This is a genomic window from Methylobacterium sp. 1A (genome assembly GCF_058072805.1).
In genome coordinates, this window is sequence record NZ_JBYQVE010000001.1 from 2,483,496 (window position 1) to 2,505,052 (window position 21,557).

The 21,557-nt window shown below is 68.1% G+C and carries 28 protein-coding genes; 1 reads left to right on the forward strand and 27 read right to left on the reverse strand.

What is annotated here, in order from left to right; translation table 11 throughout:
• Positions 1–26: 26 nt before the first annotated feature.
• The 27 genes from ACX9MN_RS12165 to ACX9MN_RS12295 form a co-directional block, all read right to left on the reverse strand.
• Positions 27–974, reverse strand: a complete 948-nt coding sequence (locus tag ACX9MN_RS12165) for an FAD-dependent thymidylate synthase (RefSeq protein WP_489724546.1) — start codon at positions 972–974, stop codon at positions 27–29.
• Positions 971–1,237, reverse strand: a complete 267-nt coding sequence (locus ACX9MN_RS12170) for a hypothetical protein (RefSeq protein WP_489724547.1) — start codon at positions 1,235–1,237, stop codon at positions 971–973. The genes ACX9MN_RS12165 and ACX9MN_RS12170 overlap by 4 nt, the downstream gene beginning before the upstream one ends.
• 4 nt (positions 1,238–1,241) lie before the next feature.
• Positions 1,242–3,269: a ribonucleoside-triphosphate reductase, adenosylcobalamin-dependent gene (locus tag ACX9MN_RS12175; protein ID WP_489724548.1), complete on the reverse strand. Its 2,028-nt coding sequence runs from the start codon at positions 3,267–3,269 to the stop codon at positions 1,242–1,244.
• A 75-nt stretch (positions 3,270–3,344) separates the two neighbouring features.
• On the reverse strand, positions 3,345–4,445 hold the full coding sequence (locus ACX9MN_RS12180; RefSeq protein WP_489724549.1) for an ATP-dependent DNA ligase: 1,101 nt from the start codon (positions 4,443–4,445) through the stop codon (positions 3,345–3,347).
• Positions 4,417–4,656 carry a hypothetical protein gene (locus ACX9MN_RS12185; RefSeq protein ID WP_489724550.1) on the reverse strand — a complete coding sequence of 80 codons (240 nt, stop codon included), beginning with the start codon at positions 4,654–4,656 and terminating at the stop codon, positions 4,417–4,419. The genes ACX9MN_RS12180 and ACX9MN_RS12185 overlap by 29 nt, the downstream gene beginning before the upstream one ends.
• Positions 4,653–7,592, reverse strand: coding sequence for a DNA polymerase (locus tag ACX9MN_RS12190; RefSeq protein WP_489724551.1), 2,940 nt, complete (start codon positions 7,590–7,592; stop codon positions 4,653–4,655). The genes ACX9MN_RS12185 and ACX9MN_RS12190 overlap by 4 nt, the downstream gene beginning before the upstream one ends.
• A 10-nt stretch (positions 7,593–7,602) precedes the next feature.
• Positions 7,603–8,412 carry a hypothetical protein gene (locus tag ACX9MN_RS12195; protein ID WP_489724552.1) on the reverse strand — a complete coding sequence of 270 codons (810 nt, stop codon included), beginning with the start codon at positions 8,410–8,412 and terminating at the stop codon, positions 7,603–7,605.
• Entirely contained in the window at positions 8,409–8,807 is a 399-nt protein-coding gene (locus ACX9MN_RS12200; RefSeq protein ID WP_489724553.1) for a hypothetical protein, read from the reverse strand. Before ACX9MN_RS12200 ends, ACX9MN_RS12195 begins: the two co-directional genes overlap by 4 nt.
• 91 nt (positions 8,808–8,898) lie before the next feature.
• A complete protein-coding gene (locus ACX9MN_RS12205; RefSeq protein ID WP_489724554.1) occupies positions 8,899–9,594 on the reverse strand; it encodes a hypothetical protein in 696 nt (231 codons plus the stop codon).
• Positions 9,595–9,744: 150 nt separating this feature from the next.
• The gene (locus ACX9MN_RS12210) at positions 9,745–11,157 is read right to left on the reverse strand and encodes a DEAD/DEAH box helicase (protein ID WP_489724555.1); all 1,413 of its coding nucleotides are present in this window, start codon (positions 11,155–11,157) and stop codon (positions 9,745–9,747) included.
• A gap of 2 nt (positions 11,158–11,159) precedes the next feature.
• Complete coding sequence (locus ACX9MN_RS12215; RefSeq protein WP_489724556.1) at positions 11,160–11,732, reverse strand: hypothetical protein; 573 nt, start codon at positions 11,730–11,732, stop codon at positions 11,160–11,162.
• The gene (locus ACX9MN_RS12220) at positions 11,729–12,313 is read right to left on the reverse strand and encodes a hypothetical protein (RefSeq protein WP_489724557.1); all 585 of its coding nucleotides are present in this window, start codon (positions 12,311–12,313) and stop codon (positions 11,729–11,731) included. Before ACX9MN_RS12220 ends, ACX9MN_RS12215 begins: the two co-directional genes overlap by 4 nt.
• A complete protein-coding gene (locus ACX9MN_RS12225) occupies positions 12,310–12,531 on the reverse strand; it encodes a hypothetical protein (RefSeq protein ID WP_489724558.1) in 222 nt (73 codons plus the stop codon). Before ACX9MN_RS12225 ends, ACX9MN_RS12220 begins: the two co-directional genes overlap by 4 nt.
• Entirely contained in the window at positions 12,528–12,989 is a 462-nt protein-coding gene (locus tag ACX9MN_RS12230; protein ID WP_489724559.1) for a hypothetical protein, read from the reverse strand. The genes ACX9MN_RS12225 and ACX9MN_RS12230 overlap by 4 nt, the downstream gene beginning before the upstream one ends.
• The gene (locus ACX9MN_RS12235) at positions 12,986–13,645 is read right to left on the reverse strand and encodes a DUF7227 family protein (protein WP_489724560.1); all 660 of its coding nucleotides are present in this window, start codon (positions 13,643–13,645) and stop codon (positions 12,986–12,988) included. Before ACX9MN_RS12235 ends, ACX9MN_RS12230 begins: the two co-directional genes overlap by 4 nt.
• A gap of 53 nt (positions 13,646–13,698) precedes the next feature.
• On the reverse strand, positions 13,699–13,998 hold the full coding sequence (locus ACX9MN_RS12240; RefSeq protein ID WP_489724561.1) for a hypothetical protein: 300 nt from the start codon (positions 13,996–13,998) through the stop codon (positions 13,699–13,701).
• Positions 13,995–14,390: a hypothetical protein gene (locus ACX9MN_RS12245; protein WP_489724562.1), complete on the reverse strand. Its 396-nt coding sequence runs from the start codon at positions 14,388–14,390 to the stop codon at positions 13,995–13,997. Before ACX9MN_RS12245 ends, ACX9MN_RS12240 begins: the two co-directional genes overlap by 4 nt.
• Positions 14,391–14,464: 74 nt before the next feature.
• Positions 14,465–16,048: a hypothetical protein gene (locus ACX9MN_RS12250; RefSeq protein ID WP_489724563.1), complete on the reverse strand. Its 1,584-nt coding sequence runs from the start codon at positions 16,046–16,048 to the stop codon at positions 14,465–14,467.
• Positions 16,049–16,138: 90 nt separating this feature from the next.
• Entirely contained in the window at positions 16,139–18,250 is a 2,112-nt protein-coding gene (locus tag ACX9MN_RS12255) for a hypothetical protein (protein ID WP_489724564.1), read from the reverse strand.
• A gap of 97 nt (positions 18,251–18,347) precedes the next feature.
• Positions 18,348–18,587, reverse strand: coding sequence for a hypothetical protein (locus ACX9MN_RS12260; RefSeq protein ID WP_157862015.1), 240 nt, complete (start codon positions 18,585–18,587; stop codon positions 18,348–18,350).
• Positions 18,580–19,233, reverse strand: coding sequence for a hypothetical protein (locus ACX9MN_RS12265; protein ID WP_489724565.1), 654 nt, complete (start codon positions 19,231–19,233; stop codon positions 18,580–18,582). Before ACX9MN_RS12265 ends, ACX9MN_RS12260 begins: the two co-directional genes overlap by 8 nt.
• A gap of 11 nt (positions 19,234–19,244) precedes the next feature.
• Positions 19,245–19,487, reverse strand: a complete 243-nt coding sequence (locus ACX9MN_RS12270; RefSeq protein WP_489724566.1) for a hypothetical protein — start codon at positions 19,485–19,487, stop codon at positions 19,245–19,247.
• Between the two features lie 82 nt (positions 19,488–19,569).
• Positions 19,570–19,776 carry a hypothetical protein gene (locus tag ACX9MN_RS12275; protein ID WP_489724567.1) on the reverse strand — a complete coding sequence of 69 codons (207 nt, stop codon included), beginning with the start codon at positions 19,774–19,776 and terminating at the stop codon, positions 19,570–19,572.
• On the reverse strand, positions 19,773–20,294 hold the full coding sequence (locus ACX9MN_RS12280; protein WP_489724568.1) for a hypothetical protein: 522 nt from the start codon (positions 20,292–20,294) through the stop codon (positions 19,773–19,775). The genes ACX9MN_RS12275 and ACX9MN_RS12280 overlap by 4 nt, the downstream gene beginning before the upstream one ends.
• Entirely contained in the window at positions 20,291–20,590 is a 300-nt protein-coding gene (locus tag ACX9MN_RS12285) for a hypothetical protein (protein WP_489724569.1), read from the reverse strand. Before ACX9MN_RS12285 ends, ACX9MN_RS12280 begins: the two co-directional genes overlap by 4 nt.
• Positions 20,591–20,606: 16 nt before the next feature.
• Positions 20,607–20,804 carry a hypothetical protein gene (locus ACX9MN_RS12290; protein WP_489724570.1) on the reverse strand — a complete coding sequence of 66 codons (198 nt, stop codon included), beginning with the start codon at positions 20,802–20,804 and terminating at the stop codon, positions 20,607–20,609.
• Positions 20,804–20,989: a hypothetical protein gene (locus ACX9MN_RS12295; RefSeq protein ID WP_489724571.1), complete on the reverse strand. Its 186-nt coding sequence runs from the start codon at positions 20,987–20,989 to the stop codon at positions 20,804–20,806. Before ACX9MN_RS12295 ends, ACX9MN_RS12290 begins: the two co-directional genes overlap by 1 nt.
• A gap of 169 nt (positions 20,990–21,158) precedes the next feature.
• Here ACX9MN_RS12295 and ACX9MN_RS12300 point away from each other — a divergent pair, with 169 nt between their 5' ends.
• Complete coding sequence (locus ACX9MN_RS12300) at positions 21,159–21,359, forward strand: helix-turn-helix transcriptional regulator (protein WP_489724572.1); 201 nt, start codon at positions 21,159–21,161, stop codon at positions 21,357–21,359.
• Positions 21,360–21,557: the final 198 nt, after the last annotated feature.

The window sequence follows — 21,557 nt, forward strand, 5'->3', positions numbered from 1 at the left end:
GCTAGTATTTTTGCGGTCAGGAGCGGTCAGGCGCGCTCGCCGGACAGCCCCTTCCGGTACTGGATCCACCCCTTCAGGTTCCCGTGCAGCTTGGGGTTGGCCCAGATGGGCTCACCGTCCTCGTCTCGGCCGACGATCCTGTCGGGAAGGGCCTGGTGCTCGGCCGGCGAGGCGTGCATCGGCCGGGCGGTGACCAAGGCGTCGTGCCGGGCGCACTCCTCCTCAATCGTCAGCTTCGCCTCGTGGAACGGGGTGTAGCTGACCTGGGCGCACCGGGTGACGGACACCCTCACCGCGTCGGCCACGTCGAGGACCCGCTCGCCGGGCTCACGGAACCGCACCCGCCGCTCGCCGCCGTCCGCCGAGTAGCCGACCAAGCCGACGCCCTTGTCGTGGAGCTGCGTGATGTAGGGGAGGTGCCACTCGCCGTGGTTGAGGAACGACGGCTCGCCGTAGTCCTCCACCGCCTCCTTCATCGCCACCGCCAGGTCCCGGATGTGGGGCTCGGCCGCCTTGTCGTCCCGGAGCGCGTTCCAGTTCGACAGGTCGACGGTGGTGAGCACCACGTCGATGTGCAGGAACGGGGCGAGCAGCCGGTTGGCGATCTGCTTGTGGTAGCCGGCCTCGGCGAAGGCTTCGGCGGCCTGGGCGGCGGCGTCCCGCGCGTCGAGCCACGCCCGCTCACGGCACTGCCACCGGCCGTTGGAGAGGACCTGGGCGTCGTGCTCGGCGCCGGCCTGCATGCCCTTCTGGTTGGCGCCCCAGTAGCGCGGGATGAAGGGGGCGCTCCGCACCTCCTCCAACATCCGCGCCGTGGGGACGGCCCGGCTGGACCGGGCGTTCCGGGAGAACAGCCGGTGGGTCATCAGCTCCGCGTGGATCTGCAACGGGTAGCGGAGCTGGAAGCTGGTGAGGGGAGGGGCGTCGACACCGCGGGAGCGGACGAGCACCTTGGCTTCGATCTGACACGTCATTCGCGGAACCCTGCCATGATCTCGGAGACCCGGCCGCCGTTGACGCCAAAGCGTCGACCGATGGCGGCCTGGCTCTCCTTGGGATTGTCCGTCGCGTACCGATGGATCTCGATACGCAGCTCGTCGGTCACCTTCTTCGAGGTGACGGGCGCCCGGCGGACCGGGGGCCGGCGGCGCAGCTCGTCGGCGAGCTGCTCCAGTTCTGCGTCGCCGCTCTCGGCCGCCTTCTCGCGAAGGCGGCGCATGATCTCCGGGATCGTCATGCGATCACCGGATCGGGCAGGCGCCGGTCGAGCAGTCCTCGACCTCCAACAGCTCGGCGGACTTGTCCGCGTCGATGTCGATGGGCGAGAGCCGGGCGACGTACGCTTCGTACCGTTCGCGGGAGACACACTCCTGCGGGAGGTACTTGAAGCCCAGCTCCTCCGCGGTCGCCAGCGGGTTGTTGCGCTTTAGGAAGCTCACCCCGACGTACTCGTCCCAGTGATCCATGAACCACTGGGTCATGGCCGGGATCTCGCTCTCGTCAAAGGACACCGTGATCGAGCAGTTGTGCTCGACGTAGTGGTTCATGAGCAGCCGGTAGCGCTCCAGCTGGCTGACCGCGCTCTCCTGGTTCACCTCCAGGTGCTCACCGTCCGGCGTGGTGATCGCCGTGAACTTCGAGCTGGCCGGGTACTCGACCGGCCAGCACACCAGCATGCCGGTGGGGTCGTTCGGATTGGCCTTCAGCTCGTAGCCGGCGGCCCGGAAGTTCTCCAGCATCGGGTCGTTGGCCGGGAAGTTGACCCAGTTGAAGATCCACCGGGACAGCGACAGGTGCGCGCCCTCGTGGACCTCGTCGCCCTCCAGCCCGAGGGCCTTCGAGCTGGTGCCGGCCGGCTGCACCTGGGTGACGCGCCGCGCGCGCGGCGTGCCGAAGTCGTCCGCCATGCTGTCGGCGCCGGAGATCGCCGCGTCGCGCACGGCCTCCAGCATCAGCGGATCCTCGATCCCCTCCCAGGCCACGGCGCCGGTCGGTGACACGCCGCACAGGCGCAGCAGCTTCTGCATGTCGTTCCACTGCAGCTGCAGCACGCCGTCGCGCATCGAGACGCAGGTCTGGCGGTAGTTGGCCCGGCCGGCGAGGTACTGCGCCCGCATCAGGCCCTTCATGTCACCGTTGAAGCGGTGCCAGACGACCTGCATCAGGTTGCAGAAGCCCTTGTTCGCCAGGAGGATCTCGGCGCAGGGGTTGAGCCCCTCCATCTCCGGCGCCCGGCGGCGCGCCTCGGCGACGTTCACGAAGCCCGGCTCGCCGGTCGGCAGGATCCGGCGCAGCAGCTCCTCGATCACCGCGGCGGACGGCTTGCGCCGGAAGCCGATGGAGTTGTTGGACTGCTCACGCTGGCCCTGGCCACGCTCCCAGCGGTTGGTCTTGAAGTCGATGTACCAGCGCAGCTCGGTGAGCAGCTCGTCCAGCGTCTCCGCGTCCGTCTCGATCAGGCAGATCTGCGCGGACCGGCGCGACGACAGCACGGTGCCGAGCCAGTTCACCACGTCGATGATCTCGCCCTTCGTGAGGGTCCGGTGGTTGGCCTGCTGGAGGATCGTCGCGATGGCGGCCATGGCCTTGGCCAGCGGCTCCCAGCCCGAGGAGATCCAGCCGTAGCCGCGCAGGCGCTTCCCGCCGGGGCGCAGCTCGCTGAAGTCGAGGATCAGCTCGGCCACGCGCGGCTTCTCGCCGAACAGCATGCCGATGGCCTTGGCCCAGCCCTTGGCGCTGTCGCCGAAGACGATGCGCCAGGTGCTGGCCTCCATGTCGATGTGCTCGGAGGACAGCTCCTGGCCGCCGCGCTCGGTGCGCGTGCTGGGCACCACGGTGATCTTCCGAACCGAGCTGGGCAGCCCGGACAGCAGGCCGGTTACCGGCTTGAAGCCGACGCCGCAGCCGTTCAGCAGGAGCCAGAAGATGTCGACCAGGTCGGCCGGGGTGTAGGCGACCGAGAACGAGCAGTTGAAGGCGCCCGCGGCGCGCTCGCGGACCAGGGCGGTGCCGCCCATCCACTTCACGCGGCCCGACGCCGAGACGCGCTTGGCCTCCATCAGGGCGCGCAGCTCGGACAGTTCGTCCAGCTCGGCCTCGTTGAGGGCGCGCTGCAGCTGGCTCTCCCAGAGCCAGCGCTGGTGCCCCATGACGCGGTCCATGGCCTCGTCCACGGTCTCGAACAGGACACCGTCCTCGTCCAGCGGACGCAGGTAGGTACGGCGATGCACGAACTGAGCGCGCACCGATGGGAGCTGGTTGGTCAACATGATGCTCTGGGGGTTGCTTAGGGTCACAAGATATGGGGGCTGACGGTACGAACCGTACCATCAGCCCTGGGCAAATCAGGCCGCGTCCGCCACCTGATCCGGCCGGTCGAAGTCGATGGCCACGGGGAAGCGCGGCATGCCATCCGGGGTCGGCGTGAAGTACCGGATCGTCACCACCTTCGGCTTCGGCCGGGCCAGCAGCTCCTTGGCCTGCTCGGCCGTCCCGCGGATGCCGCCGCCGCACTCGCGGCCGTCCGGCAGGCGGAAGCGGACCTTCTTGGCGAGCCCGGCCCAGTTGCCGTTGCCCTCCTCGATGGCGATCAGCGGGAACTCGGCGGTCTCGAACTCCTTCCGCTTCAGCAGGTTCTTCGAGCGCTTGCGCTCGTACTCGGCATCGAGGCGGATGATCTGGCCCTCGTAGCCGGCGGCCAGATAGGAGCCGTAGGCGGTGTCGAGCTGCTCGATGCCGCTCACCTCGGCGGTCGGCACGAGCACGATCTCCGGCGCACCGAGGTTGTCGACGAACAGTTCCAGCGCGCGGTAGCGGTCGCCGAAGTTCTTCCCAGGACGGTACAGATCGTACACATGGAACTGGGCAACAGAAGCCGCCTCGGCGATGTCGGCGTCCGTGGGCTTCGACTTCCGCAGGACCGACATCAACTTGTTGAAGTTGTCCCGCAGCTCGTGATTGTAGAGTTCGCCGTCGATCTCCAGGTCCGGCGTGTTGATGAAGGCCGGCGCCAGGCTGGCGAAGATGTGCGGGCACGACAGGATTGGCTTGCCGGTCCGGCTCCACATGCCGTGGCGGTTCACCTTGCAGCGCATGCCGTCGAGCTTCGGCTGCGAGAACACCGCGCCCGAGAACACGGGGAAGCCCTCGAACTTGTGCGCCAGCATGACCTTGCCGCCGCAGTCCCGGGGCTCGTCCACGCCCTCGATGGTCAGCGCGTAGTCCTTGTCGAGCTTCTTGCCCATCTCGGCCTCGGCCTCGAACAGCGCCTGCGCGGCGGCCGTGGGCTTCGACTTCGGCACGCAGGTCGTCCAGCCGGACGTCACCAGCTGGCCGTCCACGAGGCCGCTCTGTGTGCGCCAGCAGCCGTCGACCTGGTCGACCTGGTACTGCCAGACGCGGATGCCGCCGTTGCTGTCACGCTTGTAGATCTTGGGTCCGTGCATCGTGCTGCTCCCTGATGGCTCGGATCTGCGCGGCGAGGTCGGCCTCGACGAGGGCCGCGAAGATGGTGGCGGTCGCGGTGATCTGGGCGGCGGCGAGCCGCGCCCGATCACCGGACGATGGGTAGAGCTTGTCCGGCATCGCCTTCATCGTGGCCTCGCGGGCGAGGATGACGGCGTCGTCGAACAGGCGTTGCGTATGCGACCACGTCATGCGGCTTCCCGCATACGGATGCGGGCCTCCTTGAGGTATGCGACCACGTCCAGGATCCCCTGGTCGTCCAGGCGCTTGCCGGCGCGCTCCTCGCCGACCACCGCGGCGTCCGGCTCGAACAGCTCGATCTGGCCGCCGAAGGCCTTCTTGCCGTTCCAGGGCTCGAAGGTGACGCCGATGGCCGGCGAGCTGTCGAGCTTGCACCGTTTGAAGATGTCGCCGTGGTCGACCATGATCCGGTGCGCGTCCCGGACGAACGGCACCACCAGGTCCTGGTGAACCGACCAGACCAGCTCATCGTGGATGGGGACGAGGAACCGGAACTCGCGGTCGGTCCAGCCGAGCGACCGGAAGTGCTGGATCGTGCGGACGATGGAGCGCTTCGCCAGCGTGGCGCACGTCCCCTGAATGAGGGCGTTCACCGTCTGGTTGCCGGCCCGCTTCTGGATCTTCCGCATGATCCAGCGCATCACGGCGTTGAAGTTCTCGCTGCCGAGCGTCTGCAGCAGGAACTTGTCGCACCAGTCCTGGGCCCAGAGGTTGGTCGCCTCGTAGCGCCAGTACCGGTGCCCGTCCGGCAGCGTGACGTAGCCCAGCATATTCACGTCGGAGATCTGCTGGACGCGCCAGGCCTCGGCCACCGGGAACTGGGCCCGGTAGGCCTCGGTCGCGTCGGCCGTCTTCTGCTGCGACCAGCCCGCCCGCTCGCCGATGGTGGCGAGCCAGCCGGAGTAGAAGTAGTTGAAGTTGGCCTCCTTCCCGAAGACGGTCCGCCAGTAGCCGTAGGCCTTCTCGGCCACGAGCAGCTCGCCCTTCAGGTTGGTCATGAGGCGCGGCAGCCGGTCGGCCTCGCCCTTGTGGGCCTCCAGCCATTCCGGCCAGCTCGACATGCCCTTGAGCGTCTTGAACAGCCCGAGGTTCATGCCGGGGCAGTCGAGCGTCAGGAGCGCGGTCGCGGTGCCGGCGTGCAGATCCTGGTGCGGGATCTGGCCGAAGGCCTTGAAGAACTCCGGGTCGCCGGAGAACTCGCCGATCTCCACCAGCTCCACGCCCGACCAGTCGAGCGACACGATGAGGTGGTCGTCGTGGTCGCCGAGGTAGAAGCCTCGGACGTAGGCGGCCTCGCCGCGCTTGCCGAGCTGCATCGGGTTCGGGTTCGAGCCCGCCATCCGGCGCGTCGCGAGCAGCGACGTGACGGACGGGTACATACGCCCGGTCTCGGGGTCGGTGAGCATGCCGTAGGGGGTGAGGAACAGCTTCATGCGCTGCTCGACGCCCGACAGCCGGTTCAGGCAGTCGATCACCTGGAGGGCGTGGCGGTTGTGGTAGACCGCGAACGGCTCCAGATCCTCGCGCGCCGGCTTCTCGGCCGCCTCAATGCGGGCCCACCGGGCGTCGTTCTCGTCGAACACCACCTTGGCCGCCAGCGCGTCCTCACCGCCGGCCTGCATGCGGATCGCCAGCTCGGACTGGATGCCGTTGAAGGCGTCGATCAGCTCGGCCTTCGAGAGGTGCTTGCCGTCCTTCAGCCGGTCGACGATGCGCCCGCGGGCCTCGCCGTCCGAGGCCACCTTGCCCTTCGAGATCACGACGTGGCAGCCGAGCAGGTCGTAGAGGACCGTGCGGACCGGCATGTAGTGGGCGAGGTTCACGCCCGTGAGCGTCTTCTCGTTGACGCCGTTCTCGGTCGCCCAGCCGTTCGTCACCGGCCCGCGGACCTGCAGCAGCTGCTGGTAGTCGTCGTCGCTGTCCGGCGCGTCGAGCCAGGCCTGCACGCGCTCGCGGTACTTGGGCCAGCCCATGACCCCGTCCTTGTTGGGGCCGTACCACTTCTCGTACCGCAGGAGCTTCTCGTTCGGCCCCTCGGGCCAGGTGAAGTGCTGCGCGGCGGCCTTCATCTCCCGGAGGATCTGCGCCGCGACCGCGCGCTCGGTCTCGGTGCGCTGCCGGATCGCCGGCGCGTTCACCCGCATGCCGCCGATGGCGATGCTGGCGAACACGGCCGGCATCACGTTCTCCTGGGTGAAGAACGTGTTGACCAGCTCGGAGCCGCCGTTGCGGATCATGTAGGTGAGGAGGTGCCGGAACAGGCGCACCGCCCAGTAGGCGTCGTCGGCGCCGTAGGCCGCGACCTGCTCGCCGGTCACCAGGCCCATGTGGGCCTCACCGTCCAGGGTCTCCTCGAACGTCCGCATCTGGACGCCGAAGTGGCTCTTCACCGCCTGCTTCAGGCCGTAGCCGTAGGCGATGGAGCTGACGAAGCCGTTCCAGGAGAACGCGGCCTTCGAGGACTTGCCGATGATCTTGAACACCAGCTCGGACAGGGCCGGCGACATCTCGCCGGTCTCCTTGTCCCAGCCGGTGGTCGAGGCACGGATGAGCTGGTCGACGAGGGTGCCGATGGCACCCTGGCCGGCGGCCCGCCAGGCGTCCATGCTGTAGGTGTCCGGGCCGTAGGCCGAGACCGCCTGCGTCATGGTGCAGATGATCGAGCCGGGCCGGAAGTCGAAGTCGAGCACGGCCTTGCAGACCGTCTGCTCGAACGCCGAGTTGTGGGCGATGAAGTAGGCGCCCTCCGGCAGGCAGCCGAGCAGGTCACCCAGGACGTCAATCGGCAGCCGGTTCTCAGCGTCGGCGTGGCCGAAGTTTATGTAGTAGGCCCGGTCGGGCTGCTCTTCCGAGTAGAACGAGGCGCCGCAGATGATGGTTCGGCGCCAGTCGAACACAGTCCGACTGGTTTTAGATTTGAAGCCCTCGTCGTTGTATTTGCAGTAGCGGTTGATGCCGTCGTGGCGGTTGCTGTCCTCGGTCTCCAGATCGAAGCCGATGAACTCGGAGCGCTGGATCAGCTCAGCGATCTCGGCGATCACCTCCGGGTTGCGGGCATCGACCAGGATGGTTTGCGGCTCGACGGCCACGGGGGAGTGGGCGTTCATCGGGACCTCCTCAGTGCATGAAGCGGCGCAGGATCGCGTCGCCCGCAGCGGCGTCCTCGGTCCCGGAGGCGAGGAAGGTGTGCCAGTTGTCCGGCATCGGCAGGAAGCCGACGATCTGCCAGAAGGCACGCAACAGCTCGGCCTGCTCGGGCAGGCACATCCGGGCGGCCATGGCCTCCTTCACGCCCGCGGCGACGAACAGGGTGTCGTCGGGCTGGCCGGCGACGAGCGCGTCCATGGCGAGCTGCAGGGCGCGGGCATCGCAGGCGACGAAGGCCTTGGGCCCGAAGCCCTTCATGCCCGGGATCTTGTCCGAGCCGTCGCCGCAGAGCGCCTTGTAGAGGCGGATCTGGCTCGGCGGGATGACCACGTCCTTGGAGTGGTCGGCTGGATCGAGCACCACCTTGAGCGGCTTCACGTCGACCAGGACGCGGTCGCGCTGCAGCGCCAGGAGATCGCGGTCGATGGTGTGGACCCGGACGTCCTGGGTGGTGCCGTAGGTGTGGCAGAGGTGGGCGATGACGTCGTCCGCCTCGCGGCCCGGGACCGCCACCTGGATCGCCCGGGTGTGGCGCAGGGCGTCCCGGGTCAGGTCGATCAGCGACCGCACACCGTCCATCAGGGACGAGGGCCGGTCCTTGTAGCCCGGGAAGATCTCGCGCCGGGCCTTGATCGAGCCGGCGCCCTCGAAGACCCACACGGCCACGTCGGCGGCCGGGAGGGAGAGCATCTCGGTGAACACCGTCCGCGGCCCGCGGCCGAGGTGGTCGGTGTCGAAGCGGCGGCGCAGGACCGCCATGCCGTCGTAGACGTGGATCATTGGCGGGCGTCCCAGCTGCGCGGCGGCTGCCGGAAGCCGCGGGTGCGGCGGCGCGCGGCGCCCCGGCGCTCGGCGATCTCGACGGCGGCCCACCACAGGAGCGCGCAGATCGCGCTGATGACGAAGGCGTAGAGGAAGAAGATGCCCAGCTTCGCGAGCACCCAGCCGGTGAGCGGCAGGGGCCAGGCGAGCAGGTAGGCCCAGCTCCAGAGGCTCTCGACCTCGAACCGGGGGCCGATCAGCCAGGCATGGACCAGGGCGCCGACGCCCAGGTATTTCGCGACGCTGAATAGGTGCCGGGCGAGCGGCCGGCGGTTCAGGGAGGCCTCGGTGCAGAGGCGGGAGAAGGCCTCGCGGTCGATGGTGATGGTGGATGGCTTCTCGATGTCGTTCACGGCGGCACCTCGGTACGAAACGGACTGACGAAAAAGCCCGTGCCTCGGGCGAGACACGGGCTTGAAGTCGGGGCCTAGGCCCGGGTGGCGCTTAGGCGGCCTTCTTGCCGCCCTTGGTCGCGGCGGCCTCGTCGATCACCTCGTAGCCGAACACGCCGTAGTCCTGGCCCGAACCCTTCTTCGGCACCGCGATGAGGCGGACCTTGAACGAGTTGTCGGTGCCGACCTTCGGGAACTGCTCCTTCAGGAAGGCGCCGAACGCCTTGGCGTTCATGTACGAGAGCGAGAGGCCGACGACGGTGCCGGCGGCGAGCGGGCCACCCTCCTTGCGGGTGTAGTCGGAGAGCAGCCGGACCGGCAGCTCGATCAGATCGGACGGGTAGGAGTTGCCGTCCATCTTCTTCGCGTCCGCGATCACGGCGGACCAGTTCTGGCGCGACCGGGCCTCGGTCACACCGTCCCACGAGGTGAGGTACTGCACGCCCGAGGGGGTGTTCACGCGCAGGACGAAGCCGGCCTTGGCGTCCTTGAAGGCCATCTCGACCTCCACGGCGTCGTGGAGCTGCTTGTCCTTGCCGAACCGGATGCCGAGGTCGGAGACCGAGAGGTAGACCTCCACGTTCATGGAGGCGCTCTCCATGAACTGCATCAGGGAGCGCGGGGCGGCCGGGGCAGCGGCCGGGACGCTCGCGGCGGGCGCGGCGGCGGGAACGCTGGCGGTCTGGGTGGGGGTCTCGGCGGCGGCGGTCTCGGCGGCGGCGAGAGCGCGGGCGATGGCGTCGGTCATGTGAATTTCCTAACTTCGATTGGGTTTCAGACTGGAACTCGCCGGTACGTTTCGTACCGACACGCATCGAGATAGACGGGGATTTGCTAGTTGTCCAGCCCGTCTACCGCGATTGGTGAGGCCGCGGCATTCTGTCCGTTTCGGACCGAGCTACCAGGGCAAAGCGACCCGACCGCGCTCGACCTGCGTGGCATCCTGCGACTTCCGCTTGGTCAGCCGCATGATGTGCTGGTCGATGCTGTCGATGTAGGTGTAGATCTTGATCCGAAGTGCAGCCTGCCGGGCTTGACGCATTGCGCGCTTGTAGGCCTGGAAGAACGCAGTGTCCTGGTAGTCCATCGAGACGAAGAACACGTCCTGGACTTCCTTCAAGCCGCAGAACTGCCAGTTGTAGCCGCAGTCTGCAACCTGGGGCGAGCCGATGATTGTATCCAGCTCACCGGACCGGAACCCGCGGTCGACCTTGGCGGCCTGCGCCGGGCTGACCTCGCCGTTGATGATGCCGGCGCGCCGGCCGAGCCGGACGGCGTGCTCGAACATCTGCTTCTGCTGCGGGACAAGCGCCGCGTAGGCCAACATCGGCCGGCCGAGCGCGGTCATCTTCTCGCAGTCGTCGATGAACTCCGACAGCTTGCCGGGGGTCTCGCCGAAGCAGATGTCCACGGTGCCGATCCCGCCCTCCATCAGGTTCGGGAACACGTTCGGGTGCTCCATGATCTGACGGGCGCGGGTGAAGGCGACGCCGGGCTTGGTGCCGTCGATGAAGAAGTTCTCCAGCTCCAGCACCGCCTCGTCCCGGAACTTGTCGTAGGCCTTGCGCTGGCGGTCGTTCATCGGGCACCGGCCGACCTCGACGACGATCTCCTCGGGGCCGTGGACGTCGGTCCAGAGGCGCTTGATCGAGTGGGTCGACAGGATCGCCTGCAGCCGGTCGAGGTTGCAGTGGCCGGTCACCTTGCCGGTCCACGGATCCACGATGTCGTGCATCATGCTGAAGGCCTCGGGCGTCCCGTAGTAGCGGGGCTCGATGATCTGCAGCGCCGGGTAGATGGTGCTCGGCCGGCCGTTGTAGACCGTGCCGGTCATCGGCACGAACCACAGGTCGGCGCCGCGCCGCTGGCACCAGCGGTACAGCGCCTGGGTGCGCCGGCTCTCGTGGCCCCCGAAAGCCTTGTGCCACTCGTCGATGTCGATCCCCTTGTAGTCGTCCGGGATCTCGTCGGCGGTCAGCTCGAAGCGCTTGTAGCCCATGAGCAGAAGCTTCACGCGCGGGTCGGCGATGATCGCCGAGCACTCGGCGGCCGAGCCGTCCACGATGGCGACCTCGCCCGGGGCCCACTCGCCCCAGAGCATGGCCTCGTCGTAGTTCTTGTCGAGCAGCTTCATGGGCTGCAGCCACACGCTCTTGTGGCCGTGCTTGTCCCAGCGCGCCCGCTGCAGGACGCAGATGGTCGGCGTCTTGCCGGTGCCGGGCTCGCCGCCGTGGATGCAGCGGCGCTCGCGGTAGAACAGGCGGCCCAGGTCCTGGATCTGGTCTGGGCGCAGCTCGCGGGTCTCGGTCACGCTCAGTCCTCCTCGCCGTGCTGGTGCGCGTGCAGGGCGGCCTCCAGGATCTCGTCGCGGCCGATCTCCTCGGGAACCAGGTCGGCCTCGGTGGTGCCCGGCAGCGGCCCGCGGCCGTGCCGGCGCGAGCGCTTCCCGCGGATCTTCTCGATCACCTCGGGCTTCCAGCAGCGCGCCAGCTCGACCTCGCCGCAGTAGATCAGGTCGTGGCCGGTGTGCTCGGCCAGCACCATGGCGGTCGTCAGCATGCCGCCGAACTCCTGCCGGGGGATCCCGGCCGGCCGGCCGAACACGTAGAAGACGAGCTGGCGGACCTCGTCCTCGGTCATGCCGAGCGACTGGACCAGCTCCAGGCTCTCCTCCATGAACCGGGCGATCCGCTCCTTGCGGTCGGTCGGGTCGCCGGACGTGACGATGTCGAGCCAGGCCTGGCATCGGGCCTGGAAGTCCTGGCGGGGCTCGCGCTCGACGCGCGCCGCCTGATCCTGCTGATCCAGCGGCATCTGCCGGTAGGCCTCACGCGCCAGCTCGACGACGCGGTCGAGCAAGGCCTGCGGGATCTCACGGGTGGTCATGGCTGCCTCCTGATGAAGTGGTAGAGCTGGCGCCGGCCCTCGGCCGCCCAGTCGTGGTCCCAGTCGAGCCCGTCAGGGTTCAGGGTGATCGCGCCCGGCAGCCGGATCGGGCCGCACAGGATCAGGTTGCGGGTGCGCGGGAGCTGCGCGAGCGTCTCCAGGTCGACGGTGTCGGCGGGCTCGATGTCGATGAAGCACTGCGGCGCGGCGTTCGTGAGCGTCAGCAGCTGCGCGGCGCGCCGGGCGCGCGGGCGCTTCACGAAGCCGAAGGGCTCGACGACGCGCTGGGCGCCGCCGATCATCGCCGACAGGCGCCACAGCCAGCGCACGTCGGTCGGGCGGACGTGGTAGAGCCCGCCGGTCTGGGCCGGGCTCATGGTCCGCACGAAGGAATGCGCGAGCGCGGGGCCTTCCTCCGGCTCGCCGAACCGGTGGGGGCAGGGGAGCCACCACCGGTTCTCGACCTGGAACGGGCTGTCGAGCCCGGCCAGGCGCGGCATGAGGCACCGGCCTCCGTCCTGCTCGTGCAGGAAGACGAAGTTGTCGTGTCGGTGCAGGCCGTAGCCCGGTGCCTGGATCATCCGACGTCCTGCTGGTTGACGGTGGCGGACGGCTGCAGCCGGCGGGCGAGGAACAGCCCGAGGCAGCGGCGGGTGAGGGGATCGACCCGCATGCGCTCGCCGGTCGCCGGGTCGGCCATGGAGCTGAGCCGACCGGTCAGGTCGGCCGCGCGGTGGGCGAGCGGCAGCTTGTGGTGGATGCGCAGCAGGTTGAAGAACGGCTTGGTGTGCAAGATCATTCGGGGGGTGCTCCGAAACTCGGCGGCGTGAGAAGTTCTTCCACAGTCATGTCGACGATATCGGCTATGGCGCTGACCTCTGAGACTGTGAAGTCGTGGTATCCCTGCTCCATCGCGGCGAGAACGACGCGATTGGCGAACTTGTAGCGGTCGCTGAACTGACCGTGCGTGAGACTTTCGGCGAGGCGAGCAGCCAGAAGCTTGCGGCCTATGCGGATATGCACGGGCCCCAGCACCTCGCGCTGCTGGAACTTCTTGTGGTAGGTCGCGCGCTGCTGCGGCCGGCCCGCTCGGGCCTTGTCCCGCTGCAGGCGCTGCTCTGGGCTCAGCGCGGCGTTGGCCGTGCCGTAGTAGGTGCGGACGCTGGTCGGCTTCAGGTTCGGCAGCGCCTCCTGGACCTCCTTGAGGGACAGGCCCTCAAGAATGAGGGCCTGCACCTTGGCGATGCTGGGCGTCATGACTGGGCGAGCCTCCGGTCGATCATGCGCTTGCGCGTGCCGTGGGCCGGGAAGCCGACGATCACCCCTCGGGGTCGGGCGCGAGAGCAGAGGTTGCAGGTCGAGCAGGTCACCCGCTCGGCGTAGGTGGCCGGGCAGACCGCGATCTCACGGCCGGCCGGTGTGCGGTGGCGGCCTCGGCCGGCGTCGGACGGCAGGACCGTAACGACGCTCATGTCCGGGGCCTCGTCGAGCAGGCGGTCGGCCTCGGCCGCGCTGTCGGTGGAGCAGTTGACGTGGAGGCCGAGCTTCCGGGCCTCTCGGTACGTTTCGTACTGTCGGCCGTGGGTAAAGACAATCGCCTCGCGACCGCCGTTGGCCCGCGCCAGCTTGAGGACGTCGTCGTGGGCCGGCGGCAGGTCGCCGGCCGTGCCGTAGCGCCAGCGGATCTTCTTCGGCAGGGCGCGGATCAGGTGGCAGAGCTGGTCGAGCGTGACCTGGTTGACGGCGGTGCCGGCGGTCAGGTTGCGCCAGAAGATCGAGCCGGGCCCGTGCTCGGCGTAGCAGCCGGCGCCGCGGAGGCCGCAGGAGGCGGGGCAGGTCGCGGCGGAAGCCATGACGGCGGGCATCGGTCCGAGCTTGCGGTTCTGGGAGGCACGGCGGAAGTGGAAGAACATGGTGATCCTCATGGGCTGGCGGTACGTTTCGGACCGCGGGTGGTGGACATGCGTCAGGCGGCGATATCGAGCGGCGCGCAGGCGGCGAGGTGGACATCCTCGCGCCCGCGGGCCTTCAGCGTGACCGCGCCCTCGGTCACGATGGCGATGGTGGCCCCGCACGGCATGACGGGCTCGCCGTTGCCGTTCAGGAGCTGCGACGGGCCGTGGAAGATGACCTCGTCGTAGTAGTAGGGCTGGCCGTGCTTGCCGCGGGTGACCCGGACGGCGGGCTGCCGCTCATCGAGCGGCAGCTTGCGGTTGGCGGCGATGATGTGCCGGTTCATGACGATGTAGATCGGGGGTAGCTTCACGACTGGACCTCCTCGAAGCGCGGCGACACCATCTCGTCCGGGAAGCGGACGAAGGTGCCGTGCTCGTTGCGGTAGACGGTGACGGGGTCGCCATCGGCGATGGTGCGCGACTTGGCCTCGATCAGGTTGCGCGTGCTGACCTGGAACAGGGCCTTGTCGGCGATGACGTCGTAGGTGGAGCCCCGGCCCGGGTGGTAGACCTGGCGCTCGGCCTGGCCGGCGTTGATCGCGGCGGCGATCCGCTCGGCGAACGCAGTCATCTCCTCGGGCGTCCGCGCCTCGGTGGCGTTCATGAGCCCGAGCATGCCGACGCAGGCGCCGGCCTCGTTCAGCAGCATGATGCTGGAGCCCACGACTGAGCTGAAGGCTACCGCCCGTGCGGTGAGCTTCATCGAAATTCTCCCAAGCTTGGCTGTTTCGGAGTGCTAGTACGAGCACCCCGCCCGGAGGCGGGGTGCGGTGCCGGTCAGTCGCGGACGATGCGCTTGACGTAGCGGTTCAGGACGCCCTGCAGGCCGTCGTGCTCGGTCTGGACGATCAGGCGGAACTCGGCGCCCTCGTCGACCTGGGCGACCTCGTAGATGCCGGCCGGCGGCCAGCCGCCCTCCACGGTCTCGATGCGGTCGCCGACCTTGGCGGTGAGCGCCGGGGCCTCGGGCTCGACCGGGAACTCGACCTGCTCGGCGACGGTGCGCGGCCACAAGGTCTCTCCGGCCAGCTCGACGCCGACGATGTGCCGGTTCTGCACGGAGGCACGGCCGTCCTCGCCGTCGTCCAGCTCGACCTCGAACACGGCGTCATCGGGCACGTCTTGCGCACCGTCGCCGCTCTCGATCAGCCCTGCGACCGTGTACTTGCCGTCGCGCAGTCGGGGGTGATCGGCGAGGGTGACGATGCTCCCCTCGACGACGAGCATGGCAGCAGTGACCTCTGCGGCCGGGATGATGGCCTCGAAGTCGGTGTCGCTGACCCAGCAGTGCCCATCGTCGATGCCGCGGACGCACACCCGGAGGGTGTCATTCGGGTCGATCTCGATGACCAAGCCGCAGAACGGAGCATCAATATCCCTGTACGAGATCACGTCGCCTTCCTTGACGCTCTCGTAGGCTGTGATCTCGGGGGCATCGCCCTCGGCGTCGCTCTCGCCCTCCTCGTCCTCATCCTCCTCGGGCAGCAGCTCGATCTGGTTCTCGTCCTGCTCCTCCTCGACGGTGTCGTCGACACCCTCGTCCTGATCGACCTCGTCGAGGGAGGCGTCGTTCGGCGCCGGCATCTGCGAGCGGGGCGTGAGGACCGGGCGGCCGAGGATGGTGGCCGCGTACTCCTCGTCCAGCTCGTCGATCACCTCGTAGGCGCAGATCCGCATCTTGGTGCCGTCGTAGGAGTAGGGCACGGAGACGACGTCGTGCGGCCACACGGCGATCAGCATCACCCGGCGGCCATCGGCGCCGAGGCCGAAGTCCTTCACGTAGTCGGGCGTGCCGACGTGCAGACCGGTCGAGCAGCAGGCGTTCGGGTCCGAGTTGACCCGGTCGCGCGGCATGTGCGGCGTGTCGCCGATCATGTTGCGGAACGAGTTGCCGGTGTGGATGTCCATGTAGTCGCCGCGCACGGCCTTGTAGGCGACGAACCGGCCGTCCTCCAGGAAGCCGAGCTGCGACTTCTCCAGGAACACCGGCAGGCGCTCGATGGCGGCCTGCGTCGGGTTCTGCATGAGCGAGCCGAGCGCGTTCCAGAGCGGGGCGAAGGGCTCGCCGGCCTTCTGGAACTCCAGGATGCGCTCGACCCAGAGGCCGGTGAGCACCTGGCCCTTGAACACGATGTCCTGGCCGATGAAGGTGATGGCGCCGTAGCTGTCGCGCAGCAGCGCCTTGCGGACGTCGACGAGCGCCATCAGGTGCTCGGCGTCGTGCTCGCCCGGAGCGAGCAGGAGCTGCTTGGCCTCGGCGTAGCGCTCGTGCTCGCGGGTCAGCGAGTAGGGCTTGCCCTTCACGAAGAAGGTCAGCGACTGGTTCGAGATGGTGTAGGGAAGACGAACAGCGTTGGTCATGATCATATCCAATATGGCTGGCTGTTGGTACGAAACGGACGATGTATTGCAGGCGCACTGACCCCGTAGGATCAGTGCGTTGGCGGACGACTACTTGTTGATGAGACTGAAGTAGTGGTCGAACTTACGCTGCACGTCGCCGTCGCACTTGGTGTAGTGGTACTGGAACAGTGCGTTCAGCAGGGTGACGAACAGCGGATACTTGGCCGTGAACTCCTTCCAGGCGGTCTTGACGCCTTGGGTCGGGTCCTTGGCGACCGACTTGAGGTCGGTGCCGGTCAAGGAGAGGAGCACGGCCGCGAGGCGGTCGTGATCGTTGTCGTCGCGCTCCAGCGTGTCCCGCTCGCGGTTGAGCCGGCGCATCTCGTTGATCATCTCCTTCAGCTCCGGCGGGGCCAGGCCGAGGTCGATCTCCTTGTCCACGGTGCGGCGCAGCGGCTCCGGGAAGCTGGCGTAGGACCACGGGATGGTCGGGGCGACCTGGCTCGGGTCGATGGCCGCATCGAGCAGCTCGACCAGGTGGTCGCCCAGCGAGATCCAGTGGTCGAGCGGCTGCTCGTCCTCGTTGACGACGACGCAGGTCATGTCGCCGCCGATCTGGTCGATCAGGCTGTTCTTCCGCATCGCGTGCAGGATGCCGCGCAGGTTGGTGCTGTAGCGGTCGGTGAACTCATGCACCTCGCCGTCGATGGTGAGGATGTGCGTGAGCTTCTTCCCGCGGCCCTTGATGCGCAGGTACAGCAGCTCGTCGTCGTGATCGACGAACTCCGACCAGGTCTCCAGGGTCTGCAGGTTGACGACCTTGCGCCGCTTGACGCTCTCGGGCCGCTTCTCCCGCGGGCCGCGGACGACCTTGGGCAGCTTGATGTCGTCGAGCAGCACGTACTCGGGGTTGCCCATCCGCTCCAGGGCGTAGGCCAGGTCGGCACGCTTGCAGCGGACCCAGAGCAGGCGCTCGTCGACGAGCCCGGCCGCCTCCAGGCGCTCCAGGGAGCGGCTGGTGTTGTGCTGGACCACGATCTTGCGGTCCTGCAGCTCGCCCGGGTTGATCTCCCAATCGGCCTTGAACGTGACCGGCATGCCGTTGCGGGTCCGGTCGCGCAGCTCCGGCCAACGGGCGGTCTTCACGCGCCAGTCGTTCGGGAACAGCTTGTCGTGGAACTGGAAGCCACGCCAGCCGATCTCGCGGACGATGTGCCACTGGTGGCCGGGCAGCGTGTCGGCGATGTCGCCGGCCTTCCAGCGGGCGTCGAAGTAGGTCGTGCAGGCGTCGACCTGGGCACGGGCGTTGCGCATCCAGTCGATCCGGTAGGCCTCGAACAGGGCCTCCAGCCCGGACTGGGTGCGGTCGTCGTACTGCAGGTTCTCACGCGAGGCCGACACCGAGATGGTGCCGATCTTCGCCTCGAACACGATGCAGGTCTCGTGGTCGAGCATGTTGGTGCTGGGCATGTTGTAGGGGTCGATGGGGTACATGACCGGCCCGAGCATGACCTGCGGCCCGTCGAACGGGACGGTGCCCTGACGGTAGACGGTCCAGCCGTCGCCCTTGTTGAGCACCTTCGGCTCGCCGAAGTCGATGGCCGGCGAGATGACCGGGCGCGGGTGGAACGACCACAGCACGGCCTTGGCGTGCTCGTGGAAGCGGCCGATGTCGGCCTCGCGGACCGGGAAAGAGATCTCCAGGCCGGTGCCGCGGTCGTCGGCATCGAGCACCCACTCGCCCAGGAACGAGATCTGGATCTTGCCGGCCTCGGACACGCCGATGGAGTAGACGCGCCGGAACCCGCGGAAGCGGGAGATGACGGTGAAGGCGCCGGCGCCGTCCGAGCGCATCAGGTAGGCGAGGGCGGCCTTCGAGCCGAAGCCCCAGCCGCCCACGGCGTCGTCGTCGCCGTCCTTGGTGCTCTCGCCGATCTTGGCGTACTTGTTCATCATGAACGAGTGCGGCAGGCCCGGCCCGAAGTCACGGATGGTGTACTGCGGGTTGAACCGCGTGGGCAGCTCGATCTCGAAGGGCTTCTTGGGCGGCGAAACCTCCCAAGCATTGGTCGCGTACTCGCGGACCGGGTAGACGATCTTGTCGGAAACCATGCCGGTGAGCAGAGCGTAGACGATCTTCGCGTCACCGCCGACGCCGGTCTGCTTGACCTGCTGCGCGCCTTCGCCAACGGTCTCGTTGAGAGCATGAACCATACGCATTGGAGTTCTCCTGAGAGGCTGAACGGTACGTTTCGTACCGTGTGGGGTCAACAAAAATCAGTCTAATGTCAGTAGATTTATCGGGGCGCGTACGCCCCTATACTTGACAAAGCTCCGCACGCCGGGCTTTAAGCTCCCGGATTGCTTGCTGGCGGTGGAAGTAGGCGAGCCGAAGATTGCGAGGCGCGTCCGGTGTGTTGGCGCTCTGCTCCTTCAGCTCTTCCAGATTGCGCTTGAGCCGGGTCAGGTAGGCGTCGCACTCGTCCAGCGTGCCGACATCGGCGGCCGTCTTCGTGCGAGCCTGGTCGATCCAGCTCGGTGCGTTCGACTTACCCAAGACCCTCCCCCTCGCGGTAGGTGATCGGGAAGACCGCGCGGACGCCCTGGAGCGACGCGCGGGCTTCCGCCTCGGTGTCGAAGATGTACCAGTTCAGGCCGCGCTCCGCAGCAAACTCCTTGCCGCCGACGACCTGCTTGCCGGCCTCGTTGAGCTTCCGGTCGTAGACCCGCACCCACTTCGTCATGGGCGGGTTCACCTCGAACACGTCGCCCGGGTGATCGCCCTTGCTGGCCGGGTGGAGGCCGGCCTTGGTGCGCAGGCCGGTCGCCGTGCCGCCGTCCGGCAGATGGATGCGGACGCCGACCGGGAACTCGCCCGGCTCGTCGAACGAGAGGATCTCGACCTTCAGGCCCTCGCGGGTCCGGTACTCGTGGCCGGGGCGCAGGGTCCGAGCGACGAAGGTGGTGTCCTCCGGCCGGCGGGCGATCAGGTTCTCGCCCACGGCGCCGTCGAGCGCCGTGTCCACGGTCGTGACCTTGCCGGTCTGGCGGTCCTCGACCGAGAAGATGGTCGCGGTCGAGCCCTGGCTCTGGATCTCGCTCGCGAAGGCGGCGGCCTCCTCGGGCGACGAGGCGGCCGTCTCGATGGCCCAGTCGACGCGGAAGAGCTTGAGGCCGGCCGCGAGTGGGGAGTGCATGTTCATGGCGTGTCCTCTCAGTCGGTGCCGTCGCGGACGGCGATGAGCGCCGCGATCACGGCGTCGAGGTTGGCGAAGGGGATGGAGAGGCGGGCGGCGCCGGAGCGCCGGCCGCGCGAGACCAGGCCGACGAGGTGCGCCTCGCCGCCGAAGACCTCCACGGCGATGCCGTGGGCCTGCATGGTGCCGTTCCGGCCGTAGTGGCCGGTGCGGGATTGGGTCTCGAAGGGAATGGCTTGGTGATGCGGCCGAGCCGCCATGTCGTCCTCCTCTTGGGCTGGGCGACGGTCCGTTTCGGACCGTCGCCATATTGGATATGCCTGCTATCTCAGGGACTTACGGCTAGACGCCGTAGTGGGTGGCCAGCAGGTCGAGGCCGTAGGCGTTGAGGGCGAAGAACAGGGCGATCAGGCCCATCGCTCCCCAGACCCTGGTGCCGGCGTCACCGTCCGAGCCGAAGGTCAGGCCCGCGATGCCGAGCAGCAGGAACAGGTTGGCCATCAGCCACGCGGCGCAGCGGAGGACCAGGATCGTGGTGGCGAGGCTCATGCGGCCTCGACCTTCTTCTTCCGCGGCGCGCGCTTCGGCTTCGGCGCGGCCTCGATGCGGGCGGCGGCCTCCTCGATCTGCGCGCGGGTCGGGTGGTTCGCGAACCGGGCGACGACGCTCGGGTGCTGGTGGAGGTGCGCGCCCTGGCGCTTGCGGCGCTCCGCGGGGCGGCTGCCGGCGACGTCGGCCGGGGCGTAGAAAACCTCGCCGGGGGCGGCGTGGTGGCGGCGCTTACTCAGCATGCCGAGCAGCGCGACGTGGATGCGGTTGCGGACGCGACGGCCGCGGGCGCGGCGCTCGCTGCGCGCCATCAGCTCCTCGGGCGTCAGGACCTGCTGGGCCTTCCGGCGCATGCCGGCCTCGTAGAACGAGTAGAGCAGGGTGCCGGCGACCGAGTAGGGGGATGGGCCCCCGGTCTCGCCCTTCTTCCGACGCGGCTTCTGGGACACGGGCATGGGTGCTCTCCGAGCTTTCGCGCGCTTCATGCGCAGGGCGGTGATGGGGTTGAGTGCGGTCATGCCGGGCAGTTCTCGATGCACCGGCGGGCGACCGCGGCCGACACCTCGCGTCCGGTGAGCCGGAGCGCGGGGATCCCGCTGTAGACGGCGTCGATCAGGCCGACGCCGACGTGGTCCGGGTACAGCTCCGCGAAGGCGTCGCTGGCCCGTTCCATCATGACCAGCTCCAGCTCCTCGAAGCCGTGCTTGGTCGGACGCTCCTCGCCGATCTCGGCCATGAGCGTCGTGAAGAAGGAGTGGTTGCCCACGGCGAGCCCGGCCTGGGCCGCCGTCAGGATCTCATGGTGGCTGCGCATGGTACGAAACGGACCCTCAGTTGCGGACAAGCGTCAGGACCGGGCGCGCCTTCCGAGGGGGAGGGGGCGCCGACCGCGACGGCTGGCTCGGTTGCAGGTAGCGGGCGATCTTCGCCTCCCGCTTCTCCAGCAGGATGACGAGGCCCAGGACGACGAGCGCCACGGCCATCGGGCCGAAGAGCATGGTGAGGAACGTCGCGGTCAGCTGGCTCATCAGAGCTGCCGGGCGAAGGCGCGGAAGGCCATGAACGAGCGGTCCCGCGGGTCGGAGTGCGGATCGCGCTCGCGCGGATCCGCGCTGGTTGGCGGGGCCCGGCGCGTGCCGGCGTCGGACGGACGGAACGGCCGGCTGACACCGTTGCGGATGACGGTGCCGTCGTCGGTAACGATCTGGCGCATAACGATTTTCCTGGGTGTCGGTACGAACCGTACCGTAGGTTGCGGGCACACTGCCCGCCCCGGGGCAAGCTGTTCATGCCACGGATCTCGTCGGTACGTAAAGGACCATCAGGTTAAAATCTGCTAGCAGATCGTTGACCGCGGTGTGTCCGTTTCGTACCGTAGGAGTATGGAAGAGCTACCAGCCTCGAACCCGAAACACGTCGTCCGGCTGCAGGCGGCGGCCAAGGAGATCGGGATGCATCCCGACACCCTGCGCCGCATCTGCAAGAACGGCACAGGGCCCAAGATGCTGAAGCTATCAGCCCGCTGCTACGGCATCCGCCGGGGCGACCTGGATGCTTGGGTTGATAGCCGAATAGTCGACTAAGTAGCTGCGCCCCATCACTTTGTTCCTGTTGCCGCGGCATCCAATCTCGGGGCATAAAGCGAATGTTGCTGGATTGACACGCCTGCCTCAAACCGACTGTGTCTGGCCTGAACGGCATTGCTGACCGCAACAAATCAGGCATGATCCAGAACCAGCAGATCCCCGAAGCAAGCGGATCTGCCCGGAGCACGCCATCAA

Coding starts and splice junctions, on each gene's coding strand:
- ACX9MN_RS12165 (WP_489724546.1), bottom strand. CDS start 974: ATGACGTGTCAGATCGAAGCCAAGGTGCTCGTCCGCTCCCGCGGTGTC.
- ACX9MN_RS12170 (WP_489724547.1), bottom strand. CDS start 1,237: ATGACGATCCCGGAGATCATGCGCCGCCTTCGCGAGAAGGCGGCCGAG.
- ACX9MN_RS12175 (WP_489724548.1), bottom strand. CDS start 3,269: ATGTTGACCAACCAGCTCCCATCGGTGCGCGCTCAGTTCGTGCATCGC.
- ACX9MN_RS12180 (WP_489724549.1), bottom strand. CDS start 4,445: ATGCACGGACCCAAGATCTACAAGCGTGACAGCAACGGCGGCATCCGC.
- ACX9MN_RS12185 (WP_489724550.1), bottom strand. CDS start 4,656: ATGACGTGGTCGCATACGCAACGCCTGTTCGACGACGCCGTCATCCTC.
- ACX9MN_RS12190 (WP_489724551.1), bottom strand. CDS start 7,592: ATGAACGCCCACTCCCCCGTGGCCGTCGAGCCGCAAACCATCCTGGTC.
- ACX9MN_RS12195 (WP_489724552.1), bottom strand. CDS start 8,412: ATGATCCACGTCTACGACGGCATGGCGGTCCTGCGCCGCCGCTTCGAC.
- ACX9MN_RS12205 (WP_489724554.1), bottom strand. CDS start 9,594: ATGACCGACGCCATCGCCCGCGCTCTCGCCGCCGCCGAGACCGCCGCC.
- ACX9MN_RS12215 (WP_489724556.1), bottom strand. CDS start 11,732: ATGACCACCCGTGAGATCCCGCAGGCCTTGCTCGACCGCGTCGTCGAG.
- ACX9MN_RS12220 (WP_489724557.1), bottom strand. CDS start 12,313: ATGATCCAGGCACCGGGCTACGGCCTGCACCGACACGACAACTTCGTC.
- ACX9MN_RS12225 (WP_489724558.1), bottom strand. CDS start 12,531: ATGATCTTGCACACCAAGCCGTTCTTCAACCTGCTGCGCATCCACCAC.
- ACX9MN_RS12230 (WP_489724559.1), bottom strand. CDS start 12,989: ATGACGCCCAGCATCGCCAAGGTGCAGGCCCTCATTCTTGAGGGCCTG.
- ACX9MN_RS12235 (WP_489724560.1), bottom strand. CDS start 13,645: ATGTTCTTCCACTTCCGCCGTGCCTCCCAGAACCGCAAGCTCGGACCG.
- ACX9MN_RS12245 (WP_489724562.1), bottom strand. CDS start 14,390: ATGAAGCTCACCGCACGGGCGGTAGCCTTCAGCTCAGTCGTGGGCTCC.
- ACX9MN_RS12250 (WP_489724563.1), bottom strand. CDS start 16,048: ATGACCAACGCTGTTCGTCTTCCCTACACCATCTCGAACCAGTCGCTG.
- ACX9MN_RS12255 (WP_489724564.1), bottom strand. CDS start 18,250: ATGCGTATGGTTCATGCTCTCAACGAGACCGTTGGCGAAGGCGCGCAG.
- ACX9MN_RS12265 (WP_489724565.1), bottom strand. CDS start 19,233: ATGAACATGCACTCCCCACTCGCGGCCGGCCTCAAGCTCTTCCGCGTC.
- ACX9MN_RS12270 (WP_489724566.1), bottom strand. CDS start 19,487: ATGGCGGCTCGGCCGCATCACCAAGCCATTCCCTTCGAGACCCAATCC.
- ACX9MN_RS12275 (WP_489724567.1), bottom strand. CDS start 19,776: ATGAGCCTCGCCACCACGATCCTGGTCCTCCGCTGCGCCGCGTGGCTG.
- ACX9MN_RS12280 (WP_489724568.1), bottom strand. CDS start 20,294: ATGACCGCACTCAACCCCATCACCGCCCTGCGCATGAAGCGCGCGAAA.
- ACX9MN_RS12285 (WP_489724569.1), bottom strand. CDS start 20,590: ATGCGCAGCCACCATGAGATCCTGACGGCGGCCCAGGCCGGGCTCGCC.
- ACX9MN_RS12290 (WP_489724570.1), bottom strand. CDS start 20,804: ATGAGCCAGCTGACCGCGACGTTCCTCACCATGCTCTTCGGCCCGATG.
- ACX9MN_RS12295 (WP_489724571.1), bottom strand. CDS start 20,989: ATGCGCCAGATCGTTACCGACGACGGCACCGTCATCCGCAACGGTGTC.
- ACX9MN_RS12300 (WP_489724572.1), top strand. CDS start 21,159: ATGGAAGAGCTACCAGCCTCGAACCCGAAACACGTCGTCCGGCTGCAG.